Here is a 15,247-nt window from a genome sequence, read left to right on the forward strand (position 1 = left end):
TTTACCCCTTTTGAACTTGTCTTTTTGCAAGTTCATCCAAAATCAAATAATAAAAATAACACCTAGTGTGTTGGCTTTTTCTCAGTTTGTTGTGCTTTCAATTGTTGTTGCAATTGTACAAGACGAGCGTTTAGTAATTGAATTCTCTGATCTTTCTGATGAAGTGCCACGTCTAATTGTGTTACGTTTCTCTGTAATTTAACGGTTTTTTCACGGGATGTCATAACTTTTAATGACAACTCGTTTGATGTTTGATTCTTTTCTGTCGACTTCTTGGCAGAACCGTGGCTTGAATCTTGCTCTTTCTCTGCAACCAAACTCATCTCGGCTTGATTGAGGCGATATTTCGCCTTGCCAGATTGCTGTGAGCTTTGTTTTGGAAGTGCTGAAACGGAGACTTTTTGTTCTGGTTTGGCTGTTTGTAGACCCGTTAAATTGAGGTTGGCACCACGACGTAGGCGGTTTACGTCACCTTGAATAAAGGCATGTTCGTTCTTGGCTTTAATTTGTTGCATGACTTCACCGACAGGACGGTTTTCTTCAGCAGCAATGCGCGATGCAATGCCCCAGAGAGATTCATTTGACCGAACTACATGGGCACTTTGAGGTGCGGCTTGGCGTGCAGTAGTTGCAGGGGCAGCAGGTGTTGTTTTTGCTGTCGATGGAGTGGCTTGAGGGTTAGCCTGTGCAGAAATGGGTGTATCTGATTTTTGAACTGAATCGGCATACTTTTGCACCAACGGATCTGCCGATTTTTTTGCTTGCGTAATAGGTTCAACACGTGGAGCTGATGTTTGAGCAGCTGCTGCAATTTGTGCAGAGGCTACTGAAATAACTTGCGTTGGCGCGGCAATAGCGGTCGCACTCATGCTTGGTGGGGTATGGTTATTGAGTTTGAGGGGCGTCGAGTTTGTCGTCGGCGTAGCTGTTGTTTTTAAGCTATTGAATTGTGTGCTGACAGGTAAGTTCAGCGCAATATCTTTTTCATTGACAATCACCACCGGTTTTAAGGCTTTTTCATTATTATTCGTACGGGCTTGAAGTGCTGCCGAGCGTTTATTGGCTGTTTTAATATGTTGTAGCCGTGCCGCATTGCCTTCTTTGATTTTGACGACAATGTTGAGTTCCGCTTCAGTTAAAGGTCGTGAAGAGGTAATCGTAATCACACCTGTACTGGCGCTGGTACGACGGGTAAAAAAGTTCAGATTACTGGGCGGCTGATGCATGACACCAAGAGACATCAAATCTTCTGCGCTGGCTAGACTGGCTTGAATCGGAGCATTTGGATCGGCATCGTGAAAGTTCAATTCTGCATACAATAGTTCCCCAGGTGCAGATTGAATTTGAATAGGATCAACAGTGATCGCATTCACATTTTGCGAAGCAATAATGGCTAAAATGGCTATCTTTAATTTGTTATTTACGGTCATCTTAATCTTTAGCTCGGTCACAGATCGCAAAGCGAAAATTATAGATTAGCGAGTTGTGTGTTATTTGTAAAACGTTAACATCAGGGTTACAAAAAAAAGCCGATCAAGTGTGATCGGCTTAATACTTTAGCGGGTAAATGCTTAAGTATTTTTGTAGTCAATCAGGATACGGAGCATACGACGTAAGGGTTCCGCAGCACCCCAAAGCAATTGATCACCGACAGTGAAAGCGCCTAAGTATTCTTTGCCCATATTCAATTTGCGTAGACGACCAACAGGAACTGTTAATGTGCCTGTTACAGCCACAGGTGTTAAGTCCGTCATAGACGCTTCACGGGTATTTGGAACCACTTTTGCCCATTGGTTTGCGCTACGTAACATATCTTCGATTTCATCGAGAGGCACGTCTTTCTTCAGCTTTAATGTTAAAGCTTGAGAGTGACAACGCATCGCACCAATACGCACACAATGACCGTCAATCGGAACGATTTGCTGGTTGCCCAAGATCTTGTTGGTTTCAACTTGACCTTTCCATTCTTCTTTCGACTGACCGCTGTCTAATTGTTTGTCGATATAAGGAATGAGTGAGCCTGCTAATGGCACGCCAAAGTTTGCTGAAGGGAAACCTTCGCCACGTTGTAATTCCGCAATTTTAGAGTCGATATCTAGAATTGGAGAGCGTGGGTCATCTAACAAATCTTTGGTGTTGTTGTACAAATAGCCCATACCAGAGATGAGTTCACGCATATTTTGCGCACCGGCACCCGATGCTGCTTGATAAGTCATCGAGGTTGCCCATTCCACTAAATTGTTTTGGAATAAACCACCTAAGCCCATCAGCATCAGTGAAACTGTACAGTTACCGCCCACGAATGTTTTGGTGCCGTTTACTAAACCATCTTTAATCACGTTCATGTTGACAGGGTCAAGTACGATGATGGCTTCATCTTCCATACGAAGTGTAGATGCCGCATCAATCCAATAGCCTGTCCAGTTTTCCGCTTTGAGCTTCGGGAAAACTTCAGAGGTATAGTCGCCACCTTGGCAGGTAATAATGACATCCATTTGCTTCAGACTGTTAATGTCTGATGCATCCATAAGTGCTGGGGCAGTTTTACCGCCAAACGCAGGCGCTTCACCACCTGCATTACTGGTAGAGAAATAAAATGGCTCAAAATGAGCAAAATCATTCTCTTCAACCATACGTTGCATAAGGACGGAACCAACCATCCCGCGCCAACCGACCAGACCTACTTTCATGTCACTTTGCCTCGGTGCGTTAAAATTAAAAGGGGATTCGAGTGTATCAAAAGAGCGCTTAACTGCAAGCACTACACAATGAAAACAGCAATTATATTGTGCAATATATCTTGTTTATGTTACATGCAAAATTGATATTAATTTATGAATCTACAAAAAATTAAGAATATAAGAGTGGGTATCTATGATCTGGGTTGAGTTGCTGGCATGTGTTGTGATTTGGTTAAGCTTCTGGTCTCTGATTCCACGAGATGAATGGTGGTTTCGAGGCGCAGATTTTCCACGCTTACAGATTTTGGCATTGGGGTTAATTGCTTTTATCTTGATGTTGCTTTGGGATGCGCCTTGGGATTGGGTGCGTGAAGCTATTTTGATTGGGTTAATTGCGGCGGTGGCGTACCAACTCAAAATGGTGTTGCCTTATACTTTTGTGTGGAAAAAACAGGTTAAAACGGTTACCAAAACAGAGTTACAGTCAGAGCGTCAGATTTCTTTAATTGTGTCGAATGTACTAACGCCCAATACTCAATACTCAATATCACTTATTGCTGCAGCAGATTCGTCAGTATCAACCAGACTTGATTTTGACTTTAGAGTCAGATGCACATTGGCAACAAGCCTTGAGTGTACTGGAAGATGACTATCCCTATCGGGTTGCAGTGCCTTTGGATAATCTGTACGGCATGCACTTGTATAGTCGTTTAGCGCTTAAAGATATTGAAGTTAAGTTTATTTTGAGCGATGAAATTCCTTCGATTCATGCCACAGTCATCTTAAGGTCAGGACAGCCAGTGCAACTGTATTGCTTACACCCGAAACCACCAAGTCCGACAGAAGCCAAAGACTCTACTTTACGTGATGCTGAATTATTGATAGTTGGTGATCAGATTAAAGATTTGGATGAAAGTTGTATTGTGATGGGGGATTTGAATGATGTGGCGTGGTCGCGCACGACACGACTTTTTCAACGGATCAGTGGGCTGCTAGACCCCCGAGTCGGACGACATTTTGTCAATACTTTTCATGCCGACTATCCCTTGCTGCGCTGGTCACTGGATCATGTTTTTCACAGTACGGATTTTGCCTTAGTGCAGATGCAGCGTTTAGCACATATGGGTTCAGATCATTTCCCCGTATATGTGGTGCTACAAACCGGTCGGGTGTTTGAGCAGGTGCAAGAAGAGCTGGAACAAACCGAAGCCGATGAGCAAGAAGCGCAGGAGGCGATTGAAGATGGAATTGAGAAAGCGGAACGAGAAGGTAAGCAGGTGACAGATAAAATTGTCAAAGATTACCAGTAAACATACGGGGCGCTCGGATTTCATCAGTGTAGGATATGGCTTACAGGGATTTGGGAATCTGACGAATGGTTAGTCATTTGATATCCCCATATTCTAGTCTCATCAGCAGATGGAACGGGAATGGATCATCCCAGTATGGAAGTTGAAGCTGATGGAAATCATCATGGATATGATGTAGGTATGGAATGCCACCGAATAAAACAAGAATAACGTTGAAAGCACAACCTCATGTACCCGAGTTTTGCAGGACGCAGAACTCGGGTTCTACTTTTTAAGCAGCACTTTTTTTTGTTAAGAATAAATCTTGTCATAGCCTGCGGGGCGAGTTTTAAAGCGACGGTGGAACCACATATATTGAGTTGGAGCAATACGGAGTTGATTTTCAATAATTTGATTCACGCGTGTCGCATCATCGACTTCATCTTCACTGGGTAAGTTTTCCACCGCAGGTTCAATCAACACTTTGTATTGTGGGTTTTTAATATCCCCATCACGATAAAAATACAGAGGGATGGCTGCGGCTTTGGTCATTTTCAATAAGCGACGATGTGCTGTAACAGTCGCTGCGGGAACGCCAAAAAAAGGTGCCATAACACCTTGTTTTAAACCAAAGTCTTGATCTGGACTATACCAAATGGCATGGCCATTTTTTAAGTTGCGGACCAAACCACGCATGTCATCATGATCGATTTGATGTGCATAAATGGTGGAACGACAGCGGTAGATGAGCATATCCAGCAGTGTATTATTTTGTGGGCGATACACCACATCTGGTTCAAAATACTGCGCGCATAGATAACCACCCGCATCGAGCAAAGTAGAGTGGGTTCCTAAAAGCAGTGCACCTTTACCTTCTGCTTGTGCTTTTTGAATATGTTCTAAACCTTCAATACTGACACGGCCAGTAAACCACTTTGGGTTATACCACGCATTCAGCGTTTCAAAGACCCCCAGCATTTGATCGACAAAAACCAGACGCGCATTTTCAAGGACCTCTTGGGCCGACCATTCAGGGAAACACACTTCCAGATTACGAATGGTGGTTTTACGCCGCGACTTCAAATATTTAAAACTGAGGTTGCCTAAGAGGGTTGCCAGTCGGTGTTGAATTGCCCATGGGAGAATCGCCAATATCATGAGAAAGACGATACCAATCCAAACGCCCCAATATTTGGGATGCAGAAAAGACCACTGAAATTCACCGGGTTGATAGTCTGGCTTCGAACTCATAAATTGCGATAAAGGCTGAAAAGAGAATGTTTCGAGTTTAGCATGAAGCAAGAATGAAGATGCAATCTTCACCATGAACCTGTTGTACAGGACCTTCTCATATCAAGTTGTGATGGTTTTTATGAGGTGGGTGAAACTGTATTCATGCTCAGTGGAGAACGGGGTCTAAATATCTCGCAACATTTGTTTTGTTTTAATTTGGGTGAAATTCACAATACTAAGAAGAAAGATAAGAACAGAGGGATAAAAATGCTAAAAAACATTATCAGTTGCGGTGTGCTATTTATTGCTTTAACGGGCTGTGTCTATAGTCCATATGATGATTATAATCATTATTATCACGGGTTTGGTTGGACTGGGTATGCACCCTTTCCACTAGAAGACCATCGTCCACCACCTAATGGTCATGGCGGTGGACATCCAGGAGGGCAACATCCTGATCATATCCATCCAGGAGGAGGGCAGCCTGGTGGAGGTGGGTTGCATCCAGGAGGTAGTCATTCAGGTGGTGGCGGAACTCATCCTGGCGGGGGCGGGATACATTCAGGTGGAGGTGCTGGCGTACATCCTAGCGGAGGTGGGCATCGTCAGCCGCGTTAAATATAAAAAAACTCCGCATTGTGCGGAGTTTTTTTATGGAGTTTACGAAAAATTATTTGGTTAAATTTTCCAGTTCTTCCCAACGTTCCAGTTTTTCCAGCAATAGCTCATCAATTTCAGTCAAACGATTTGACAACGTCATCGCCTTGTCTGCATCTGAAATAAATAATGAACCATCTGCAAGTGAGGCATTGATTTCCGCTTGCTCTTTTTCCAGTGCTTCCATTTCGGCAGGCAGTTGTTCAAGTGCACGTTGATCTTTATAGCTGAGTTTGACTTTTTTAGCAGGTGCTGCGTTCGCTTCAGCTTTTGCCGCTGCTTTTTTCACAGCACTTTTTTGATCAACCGCAGTTTGGTCTGGTCGCTGTTGTAAGTAATCTTGGTAACCACCAATGTATTCATCGATATTGCCTTTACCATCGAACACCCAAGTTGAGGTTACTACGTTATCCATAAAGGCACGGTCATGCGAAATAAGCAGTAAAGTGCCTTTGTAGTCAGACAACATTTCTTCTAGCAGCTCTAGTGTCACCATATCCAAGTCATTGGTGGGTTCGTCCATCACGATTAAGTTAGATGGCTTAAGTAGTAACTTGGCTAAAAGAATACGGTTGCGCTCACCGCCTGAAAGGGCTTTGACTGGTGTACGCGCACGTTCTGGTGAGAACAAGAAATCTTGCAAATAGCTGTAAATGTGACGACGGTTACCATTCACATCGACATGGTCAGAACCTTCTGAAACGTTATCTTTGACAGATTTTTCAAGGTCGAGAGCATTACGTAATTGGTCGAAGTAAGCTACTTCCAATTGTGTGCCAGTTTTCACCGTACCCGTATGTTCTTGTTCGCCTAAAATGGCTTTAATGAGGGTGGTTTTACCGACACCGTTGTCACCAACAAGACCAATACGGTCACCACGTAACACTAATGCAGAGAAGTCTTTGATGATCGGCGCATCATGACCAAAGCGAACGCTTAAGTTCTCAATTTCAAAGACCACTTTACCTGAACGGCTAGCGTCTTGTGTCGCCATGCTGACTTTGCCTTGTTGTGAGCGACGGGCTTTTGATTGTTCACGTAGTTCTTTTAAGGCACGTACACGACCTTCGTTACGCGTACGACGCGCTTTAATCCCTTGGCGAATCCACACTTCTTCTTCAGCTAAACGTTTGTCAAACAGTGCATTCTGCTTTTCCTCAGCTTCCATTTGCTGTGCTTTTAGTTCGAGGTAGCGTGAATAGTTACCCTCGTAACTGCGCAAAGTGCCACGGTCGAGCTCTACAATACGAGTTGCAATACTGTCAACAAATGAACGGTCATGCGAGATGAACAGTAAAGTTAAATTATTTTGATCGAGTAGAAATTTTTCTAACCATTCAATACTTTCAACGTCCAAATGGTTGGTTGGTTCGTCCAGTAATAGTACATCGGGTTGGGTGAGGAGTGCACGAGCAAGCAGCACACGACGCTTACGACCACCCGATAAATCAGCCAAATCAGCATCTGGGTCTAGGCCCATTTTGCTTAAAATGGAATTGACTTTGGTTTCTAAAGCCCAGCCATCTAACATATCCATTTTATGTTGCAAGTTACCCATACGGTCGCATGCATCCATATCACCCAATACACAAGCATCACTGGCTTCATGATAGGCTCTGAGCACATCTGCGGCTTCACCTGCGCCGTCTGCCACGATATCCGCCACTTTACCCGAGTCCATCGGCACATCTTGCGCCAACATGGAAATGGTGATGCCGTTTTGCAGAGAAACTTCACCAGAATCGGGTAATAAACTTCCCTCGATCAGTTTAAGTAAAGTAGACTTACCTTCACCATTACGACCAATTAAACACACTCGTTCACCGCGCTCCAATGAAAAGTTCGCGCCGTCGAGCAAGGCAGGTCCACCAAACGCAAGTTGGACATCCCTTAAAGTAATATAGGCCATAATGTTTCCTGAAAAATCTCAAATGAGGACTTGAAGTGTCTAAACAACAAAATATTGATAATCAAGCGCCATTGTCCGCACCCATTGAAGATTTGCAAGTCCGAATTGCATTTTTAGATGATTTAGTTGAACAACTCAATGAACAATTGGTGATTCAAGGACTGGAAATTGCTGATTTAAAAAAACAAATGCAAATTTTGTATCAACGTGTTGAATCTTCAGATTTGTCCGATGGAATTGCGACATTTGATCCGATGGCCGATCGTCCACCACATTATTAAGTTCATTTGCTGTCTGGGGCTAAAAAATGCTGTGATGTGGGGTGCAGATAGTGCTGAGTCTTGTCTCTTTTTTGTTTTACCCAACTCAAAGCCCAATTTGACTGACGAAATCATTTGACCTTTGATGTAGTTCCTACTCTAATACCCGCTTTCTGGTGCATCCCATAAAAACTGTCCTATGACTCAAAAAGTTGTTCTTCTTGACCTTGAAAATAATGTTCCGACTGCCAAATTGTTGCGCGAGATTGTGGAGCATTATCCGACTTTGTATTTGTTTCATTGCCAAGGTCAATTTGAGTATGCATTGCAAGATTTAACAGAATTAGCTGCTTGGATCAGCAGTGGTCAAGTGGTGATTTTAGACACGCCCAAAGCCGAGCAAAAAGAGTTCGAATATGCCGTTGTGGTGGGACAGTTAATGGCTTTACTTGAGCCAGAGACGCAGGTTGAAATTATCTCTGCGGTCAATACAGCAGAAATACTCTTGGACTTAATGCAATCTTCGCATATTCAAAGCAATTTGATTCTCATTCAGTCTGAAGCGTTAACGACTCAACGTCATCTTCCCAGTTTAGACAGCATCAAAAATCAGCCTTATTTAAAAATGGTCAAAAAATATTGTGATGCTTTGGGGGAAATGTCAGGTAAGCCGAACACATTGGACGGTCTAAAAAATTCAATAAGTAATATTTTGCAACTCGTACCTGAAAAGACGCAGCGGGTGGTAGGGATGTTGATTAATCTCAAAATCATCAAACGCTATGATGAGCAGATTCGCTTTCGTAAAAAAGTGTTGAAGCAGTGGTTGGCACTGAATTTGAATGAACAAGACCCAATTACACAGCCGAAAAGCATGCAACAAGCACTACAGCAACTGCAAAAAGACAGTATGGTAGGTGTGCTTGAACCAACTGTAGATATGAAGTCCGCGCAACAAGAACTGTTTAAAAACTTTGCACAGATTGATCCTGTACAGCTTGAGGTCGCACGAAAACTACGCGAGTTAAAAACCAATAAACCCAAAGATATCTATGCACTACGTGATTTGCTTGAGCAAATGTTTCCGAAGTCAGATGTGCGTATGTTACTGAAAGAGTTACTCGATAAAGGCTATATTTACTGGAATGGACATGAAGTTCTATATAGTCATGAAATGTTCTTAAATTAATTTTATCGTTCAAACTTGCGTTTTATATTGTGCTTATGCAACTCTAATAAAGGAATAAAAAGGTTGTGCTATGGAAAATACTGGAATTTGGGTTGTCGGATTTATCATCTTATTCATCCTCGGCTCGATTTTTGGACTTCGTGTAAGTCCAAGAGAGAAAGCTTTAGGTGAAATGCGTGATAAAGCGCGCAAGATGGGTTTACACCCGCGTTTAGTCGCAGCACCTGACTGGACGAAAATACCAATGGCTTCGGAAAACCGGGCCAGCATGGTGGCGTACTACAGTGTCCTGATTCCAGAAGCACGCCTACCTTTAATGCGCGCTCGCGTTGTTGATCAACAGCTTGAACTCATTACAGGTGATGACAAGTTTAAACATTTACCCATTGAATTAAAGGGTATTTATGCTATTGATATGCAAGCAAACTGCGTGGGACTCTATTGGGATGAGCATTCTGACTTAAGAGCAACCCAGTTAGATGCCATGAAAGCATATTTACAGTCTTTGGCTGAACTTTAATTTTACAGACCCATTGAAACAGGATTAACGGTTAATATGGCGAAAGCTCCTCGGTCCACATCCAAAAGTACTACAGCAGATTCTCCTGAGGCTGGGAAAAAGCGTGCTTTAGTGATTGTGGAGTCGCCTGCAAAAGCGAAAACAATCAATAAATATTTAGGCTCGAATTACATTGTGAAGTCGTCTGTGGGTCACGTGCGTGATTTACCTACAGGTGGTTCTAGTAAGACTGCAGAAAAGAAGCCAGCAACACGAACCAAACTGACCGATGCTCAGAAAGCTGAAAAAGCACAAAATGCACTGGTCAATCGTATGGGGGTTGATCCTGAGCATGACTGGAAAGCACATTATGAAGTGCTTCCAGGCAAAGAGCATGTGGTTGCTGAACTGAAAAAGCTTGCTTCGCAAGTTGACGAGGTCTATCTCGCAACGGACTTGGACCGTGAAGGAGAAGCAATTGCTTGGCATTTAAAAGAAGTGATTGGTGGGGATGACTCACGTTATCAACGTGTGGTATTCAACGAAATTACCAAAAATGCCATCCAAGATGCATTCAAGCATCCAGCACGCCTTGATATCGATAAAGTTAATGCGCAACAAGCACGCCGCTTTTTAGACCGCGTCGTCGGCTTTATGATTTCGCCATTACTTTGGGAAAAAATTGCCCGTGGTTTATCGGCAGGTCGTGTTCAGTCTGTCGCAGTTAAACTGGTGGTTGAGCGTGAGCGTGAAATTCGTGCCTTTATTCCCGAAGAATACTGGCAAGTTTTTGCAGACACCAAGTCACAGACCGATGAGATTCGTTTAGAAGCCGTCAAACAAGCAGGTAAAGCCTTAAAGTTACGCAATAAAGCCGATACCGATGCTTTATTGAAGCTCATTAAAGACGCAGATTACAAAGTTTCAGCACGTGAAGATAAACCGACCAAGGTCAATCCTAGCGCGCCGTATATCACCTCGACTTTACAACAAGCCGCCAGTACACGTTTGGGTTTCTCTGTGAAGAAAACCATGATGTTGGCGCAGCGTTTGTATGAAGCTGGTTTTATTACCTATATGCGTACCGACTCGACCTTTTTGAGTGACGATGCGGTGAATATGGTACGTCATCATATTGAGACCGAGTTTGGTACGAAGTATCTGCCTGCTAAGCCGAACCGCTATGGTAACAAAGCGGGTGCACAAGAAGCCCACGAAGCGATTCGTCCATCGAATGTGGCTTTAAAAGGCGATAGCTTAGTGGGTGTGGAACGTGATGCACAACGTTTGTATGATTTGATTTGGCGTCAATTCGTCGCGTGTCAAATGACACCAGCAGAATACTTGTCATCGACTATTTTAGTGGATGCCAACGGTGTTGAACTTAAAGCCAAAGGTCGCACCTTAGTCTTTGACGGTTTCACTAAAGTCCGTGGTCAAAACAAGTCAGACGATGATGTGTTATTGCCTGCGGTGAAAGTCGGTGAAATCCTGACGCTTGAAAAATTAGATCCATCGCAACACTTTACCAAGCCACCTGCACGCTTTACCGAAGCGTCACTGGTGAAAGAGCTTGAGAAGAAAGGCATTGGTCGTCCATCGACCTATGCGGCGATTATCTCGACCATTCAAGACCGTGGTTATGTCAAACTCGAGAACCGCCGTCTGTATGCAGAAAAAATGGGTGAAATTGTTACTGATCGTTTAGATGAAAGTTTCAATAACCTCATGAACTATGACTTTACCGCGGACTTAGAAGGTCAGCTCGATAAAGTGGCTGATGGTGAACGCAACTGGAAAGAGTTGCTCGACAGTTTCTATGGCGACTTTAAAAAGCGCCTGACCAATGCGCAAGGTGAAGGCGGTATGCGCCGCAACCAACCTGTAGAGGTTGAAGCCGTACACTGTAAAGAATGTGACCGCCCAATGCAGATTCGTACGGGAACCACAGGTGTCTTCTTAGGGTGTTCTGGCTATAACTTACCGCCGAAAGAGCGTTGTAAAGGCACGTTGAACTTAACGCCAGTTGAATCACTTGCCGCACTTTCTGATGATGACGCAGCAGAAACAGCAGATTTGATGTCGAAAAAACGCTGTCCAATCTGTGAAACTGCGATGGATAGTTATGTGATCGACGGTGGTCGTAAGCTACATGTCTGTGGTAATAACCCAGACTGTGCTGGTTTTGAACTTGAAGAAGGTGAGTTCAAAATCAAAGGTTATGATGGCCCAACCATTCCATGTGATAAGTGTGATGGGGAAATGCAGCTGAAGACTGGGCGTTTTGGTCCTTATTTTGCTTGCTCAAGCTGTGATAACACACGTAAAGTCTTAAAAAGTGGTCAGCCTGCACCTCCGCGTGTAGACCCGATTAAGATGGAACATTTACGTTCAACCAAGCATGATGACTTTTTTGTATTACGTGATGGGGCGGCTGGTTTATTCTTGGCGGCAAGTAAGTTCCCGAAAGTACGTGAAACACGTGCACCTAAAGTTTCGGAACTTCGTAGTGTTGCCGATCAGCTTGATCCGAAGTATCAGTTTATTTTGCAAGCACCTGATGTTGACCCTGAAGGGAATCCAACTTTGGTCAAATTTAGCCGTAAGAATCAAGCGCAATATATTGGTTCTGAAACGCCTGAAGGTAAGCAAACCAAGTGGTCATTGGTGTTCAATGATGGAAAATGGGTTGAAGCTTAAGTTCTAATTGCTTAGAAATAATCAAGAAATGCTCACTTTGGTGGGCATTTTTTATATGATGTACAGCTATAAATAAAAAAAGATTCTGGTTAATGTATGATTCCTATTCGCTCTGTTGTTGTATCCGCAGTTTTACTGTCAAAAATTGAGAGTGAAATTAAACTGTTATTGATGAAGCGTGTTAAAGATGATTATTGGTGCCATGTCGCAGGAAAGGTTGAAGAAAAGGAGACCGCCAGCCAAGCGATACTTCGCGAAATCAAAGAAGAAACCGCCATTCAGCCACAACGTTTATTTAGTGCAGATTACATCGAGCAGTTTTATGAGCCAAGCTTGAATGTGATTGAAATGATTCCCGCATTTGTTGGCTTCTGTGCTGAAAACCAATCTGTTCTATTGAATCATGAGCATACTGAATATCGGTGGTGCAGCTTATCTGAAGCTAAAACTGTGGCTGTATTTTCAAATCAAAGAAAATTATACGACTTTATTTGGGAAAACTTTGTATTACAACAACCTATAATACATTTAGAAATTACGTAATGTACTGATCATTGTGATAAAAAATTATTAAAAATTGGGGATCAAAGATGTGGAAAAAACTTCGTATTTTAATCTTGCTGCTGATTTTATTGGTGGTTGCTGTGAATGCTTACCGGGATCAGAACCAAGATTGGAGTAAGCCCATTATTGTATTACTCCATCCAGTTAATGCAGATGGGCAAGGCACAACTCAGCAATATATACAGCAATTGACGCCTGCGAACTTAAAAGGGGTGCAAGGTTATTTAGAGCAGATGTCGGCGACATATCGCGGACAACCGATTGCGATTTACTTCCAACTTGGGCGTGAACTCAAACAGCTACCACCGAAAGTGCCTGAGCAGGCAAGTTTATTGGATACGGTCTTGTGGAGCTTAAAGTTCCGTTATTATGCATGGAAAAACCATCAAGGTTCAGATGGTGCACCAGCCGTTACTTTATATTTGAACTATTATGATCCTGCACTGACTAAAGAGCTGAAACACTCGACAGCTTTGCAAAAAGGTCGCATTGGTTCGGTGAATTTATTTGCATCGACCAAGCAAACTGAGCAAAACAAAGTCGTGCTTGCACATGAACTTTTACATGCCTTTGGTGCCAGTGATAAATATGACTTAGCCACAGGGCAGCCGATGTATCCGGCGGGTTATGCATATCCAAATCAACAACCGCTGTTTCCTCAAGCCAAAGCTGAATTAATGGCGGGGCACATTCCAACCTCGCAAACACAGAGTAAAATGCCTGAATCGATTGATGAAACATTGGTGAATGAGATCACTGCGATTGAAATTGGGTGGAAAAAGTAACTGTGGATAATGCTAGGTTTATCCACAGCATGGATTGATAGTGTGGATAAACTCAAACCTACAAGTTCGCTGCAAAACATGTTAAAACTAAGTGAACGAAAATCAAACTTGAGAAGAAGATGAAAACAGTCGGTAATGATTTAGTTCGCCATCAACTCCATGAAAATCGTAAATGGTATTTGGGTTTAGGGATTTTATTGGTGTTGTTTGGTTTCATTCTTTTGGCCGCTTTGCCTTTTGCCACCTTATCTATGGTGTTTATCTTTGGCGTGCTGATGATGATAGGTGGTGTTCTACACTTCATCGCAGCCTTTAAGGTTTTTGAGGGTGGCTTCCGCTGGTTATGGGCATTGTTTGGTGTGTTGTATTTGGTCGCAGGCTATTATGCATTTAGCACCCCTGTGAAAACAGCCATTGTATTGACCAGTGTTTTAGCGGTTTTCTTGATTATTGCAGGGGTCATTCGTATCTTTAATGCAATATTATTTCGAGCATTCCAAGGTTGGGGTTGGACACTTTTTTCTGGTGTTTTAACTCTGCTGGCAGGCATTATGATTTTAACCACACCAGATGCCCCATTTTGGGTGCTGGGCTTATTCCTTGCTTTTGATATTTTATTCCAAGGGATTAATTATCTGACTCTAGCGGCAGCCATTAAGCAGATTCCACCAGCAAGCCAATCTGAATAAAGCATTCTTAAAAAATAAAAGGGAGCCTCATGCAGGCTCCCTTTTTCGTGTGCTTTTATCATTTGAAAAGCTGAATGGCAGGCTTATGGATTGACGGCATATTGACTTGAAATCGCAATACGATTCCACGTGTTAATCACAATCGCGATCCATTCAATAGCAGCAACTTCTGCATCGGATAAGTTTTTTGCTGCTTGTTGATACGCCGAGTCGGGGAAATGCTGCTGAGCAATGAGTGTAATTTCTTCAATTAAAATCAGCGCGGCGCGTTCTTTTTCGGAAAAATATCCACTTTCTTGCCATGCACTGATGAGGGCAATCCGTTCCATTGATTCGCCTGCTTTCATGGCATCTTGTGTATGCATACGCACACAGAATGCGCATTGGTTAATCTGTGAGGCTCTCAGTTTCAGTAAGTGTGAAAACCCAATCTCAAGACCTGCTTGTTGGATTTTTTGCATGGATAAGTTTTCGAGTTCTAAAACTGTTTTATACAGTTCAGGTGCAGCTTTTCCCAAATTGATACGTTGCATACATCACCTATTTTTTTAAAGAGCGTTGAGTGTTTAGTGATGATTTTATAGGCTAATTGATTGGCACTTTGTTTAATTTATGCATTAAAACAAATGAGTCAAGGTGGTCGTTTTGGTGACGCGCATAGTAAAACTCTTCTATGTTTAGAATTAAAGAATCATTGAGGTTATTTTGTCTTTATCGAGATGTATTTAATTTCAATGATAACGAACTGTGTTAAGGACAATGAAAAGAGAAAAATGCGGGCGGAAAATTTAT

The 15,247-nt window shown here is 42.8% G+C and carries 13 protein-coding genes and 1 pseudogene; 9 read left to right on the forward strand and 5 right to left on the reverse strand.

Annotated features, from left to right (window positions below; translation table 11 throughout):
• Positions 1–62: 62 nt before the first annotated feature.
• Together HUK62_RS03595 and asd are read right to left on the reverse strand one after the other, a co-directional pair.
• Positions 63–1,430, reverse strand: coding sequence for a hypothetical protein (locus HUK62_RS03595; RefSeq protein ID WP_176537105.1), 1,368 nt, complete (start codon positions 1,428–1,430; stop codon positions 63–65).
• 141 nt (positions 1,431–1,571) lie between these two features.
• Positions 1,572–2,690, reverse strand: a complete 1,119-nt coding sequence (gene asd / locus HUK62_RS03600; RefSeq protein WP_004692521.1) for an aspartate-semialdehyde dehydrogenase — start codon at positions 2,688–2,690, stop codon at positions 1,572–1,574.
• A gap of 184 nt (positions 2,691–2,874) precedes the next feature.
• Between asd and HUK62_RS03605 the strand changes: the two are divergent.
• A pseudogene (locus HUK62_RS03605) lies at positions 2,875–3,991 on the forward strand (endonuclease/exonuclease/phosphatase family protein).
• A gap of 291 nt (positions 3,992–4,282) precedes the next feature.
• Here the strand turns inward: HUK62_RS03605 and HUK62_RS03610 are convergent.
• Entirely contained in the window at positions 4,283–5,221 is a 939-nt protein-coding gene (locus HUK62_RS03610) for a lauroyl acyltransferase (RefSeq protein ID WP_026056504.1), read from the reverse strand.
• Positions 5,222–5,470: 249 nt separating this feature from the next.
• On the opposite strand from HUK62_RS03610, the gene HUK62_RS03615 reads away from it, so the two are divergent.
• Positions 5,471–5,821, forward strand: coding sequence for a hypothetical protein (locus tag HUK62_RS03615; protein ID WP_176537106.1), 351 nt, complete (start codon positions 5,471–5,473; stop codon positions 5,819–5,821).
• A 52-nt stretch (positions 5,822–5,873) separates the two neighbouring features.
• Here HUK62_RS03615 and HUK62_RS03620 read toward each other — a convergent pair whose 3' ends face one another.
• Positions 5,874–7,769, reverse strand: coding sequence for an ATP-binding cassette domain-containing protein (locus HUK62_RS03620; protein ID WP_078389554.1), 1,896 nt, complete (start codon positions 7,767–7,769; stop codon positions 5,874–5,876).
• A gap of 35 nt (positions 7,770–7,804) precedes the next feature.
• Between HUK62_RS03620 and HUK62_RS03625 the strand changes: the two genes are divergently transcribed.
• From HUK62_RS03625 to HUK62_RS03655, 7 genes are all read left to right on the forward strand, one after another.
• Entirely contained in the window at positions 7,805–8,050 is a 246-nt protein-coding gene (locus HUK62_RS03625) for a SlyX family protein (protein WP_004692513.1), read from the forward strand.
• 178 nt (positions 8,051–8,228) lie between these two features.
• Positions 8,229–9,218 carry a hypothetical protein gene (locus HUK62_RS03630; RefSeq protein WP_176537107.1) on the forward strand — a complete coding sequence of 330 codons (990 nt, stop codon included), beginning with the start codon at positions 8,229–8,231 and terminating at the stop codon, positions 9,216–9,218.
• Between the two features lie 70 nt (positions 9,219–9,288).
• Positions 9,289–9,738 (forward strand): ammonium transporter, encoded by a 450-nt coding sequence (locus HUK62_RS03635; RefSeq protein WP_004692510.1) that lies wholly within the window; start codon positions 9,289–9,291, stop codon positions 9,736–9,738.
• A 36-nt stretch (positions 9,739–9,774) separates the two neighbouring features.
• Entirely contained in the window at positions 9,775–12,417 is a 2,643-nt protein-coding gene (gene topA, locus HUK62_RS03640) for a type I DNA topoisomerase (protein ID WP_005400852.1), read from the forward strand.
• A 96-nt stretch (positions 12,418–12,513) separates the two neighbouring features.
• The gene (locus HUK62_RS03645) at positions 12,514–12,960 is read left to right on the forward strand and encodes an NUDIX domain-containing protein (protein WP_005400851.1); all 447 of its coding nucleotides are present in this window, start codon (positions 12,514–12,516) and stop codon (positions 12,958–12,960) included.
• A gap of 47 nt (positions 12,961–13,007) precedes the next feature.
• Entirely contained in the window at positions 13,008–13,766 is a 759-nt protein-coding gene (locus HUK62_RS03650; RefSeq protein ID WP_176537108.1) for a hypothetical protein, read from the forward strand.
• A 119-nt stretch (positions 13,767–13,885) separates the two neighbouring features.
• The gene (locus HUK62_RS03655) at positions 13,886–14,455 is read left to right on the forward strand and encodes an HdeD family acid-resistance protein (protein ID WP_176537109.1); all 570 of its coding nucleotides are present in this window, start codon (positions 13,886–13,888) and stop codon (positions 14,453–14,455) included.
• 83 nt (positions 14,456–14,538) lie between these two features.
• Here the strand turns inward: HUK62_RS03655 and HUK62_RS03660 are convergent, their stop codons facing one another.
• Positions 14,539–14,988: a carboxymuconolactone decarboxylase family protein gene (locus tag HUK62_RS03660; protein ID WP_176537110.1), complete on the reverse strand. Its 450-nt coding sequence runs from the start codon at positions 14,986–14,988 to the stop codon at positions 14,539–14,541.
• Positions 14,989–15,247: the final 259 nt, after the last annotated feature.

Origin of the sequence: Acinetobacter sp. NEB 394 (assembly GCF_013374795.1) — a bacterium.
GTDB classification, from domain to species: domain Bacteria; phylum Pseudomonadota; class Gammaproteobacteria; order Pseudomonadales; family Moraxellaceae; genus Acinetobacter; species Acinetobacter johnsonii.

Bases quoted from the DNA above. Each gene is read 5' to 3' on its own strand.
- HUK62_RS03635 (WP_004692510.1), top strand. From the start codon at position 9,289: ATGGAAAATACTGGAATTTGGGTTGTCGGATTTATCATCTTATTCATC.
- HUK62_RS03620 (WP_078389554.1), bottom strand. From the start codon at position 7,769: ATGGCCTATATTACTTTAAGGGATGTCCAACTTGCGTTTGGTGGACCT.
- asd (WP_004692521.1), bottom strand. From the start codon at position 2,690: ATGAAAGTAGGTCTGGTCGGTTGGCGCGGGATGGTTGGTTCCGTCCTT.
- HUK62_RS03630 (WP_176537107.1), top strand. From the start codon at position 8,229: ATGACTCAAAAAGTTGTTCTTCTTGACCTTGAAAATAATGTTCCGACT.
- HUK62_RS03650 (WP_176537108.1), top strand. From the start codon at position 13,008: ATGTGGAAAAAACTTCGTATTTTAATCTTGCTGCTGATTTTATTGGTG.
- HUK62_RS03595 (WP_176537105.1), bottom strand. From the start codon at position 1,430: ATGACCGTAAATAACAAATTAAAGATAGCCATTTTAGCCATTATTGCT.
- HUK62_RS03655 (WP_176537109.1), top strand. From the start codon at position 13,886: ATGAAAACAGTCGGTAATGATTTAGTTCGCCATCAACTCCATGAAAAT.
- HUK62_RS03645 (WP_005400851.1), top strand. From the start codon at position 12,514: ATGATTCCTATTCGCTCTGTTGTTGTATCCGCAGTTTTACTGTCAAAA.
- HUK62_RS03660 (WP_176537110.1), bottom strand. From the start codon at position 14,988: ATGCAACGTATCAATTTGGGAAAAGCTGCACCTGAACTGTATAAAACA.
- HUK62_RS03610 (WP_026056504.1), bottom strand. From the start codon at position 5,221: ATGAGTTCGAAGCCAGACTATCAACCCGGTGAATTTCAGTGGTCTTTT.
- HUK62_RS03615 (WP_176537106.1), top strand. From the start codon at position 5,471: ATGCTAAAAAACATTATCAGTTGCGGTGTGCTATTTATTGCTTTAACG.
- topA (WP_005400852.1), top strand. From the start codon at position 9,775: ATGGCGAAAGCTCCTCGGTCCACATCCAAAAGTACTACAGCAGATTCT.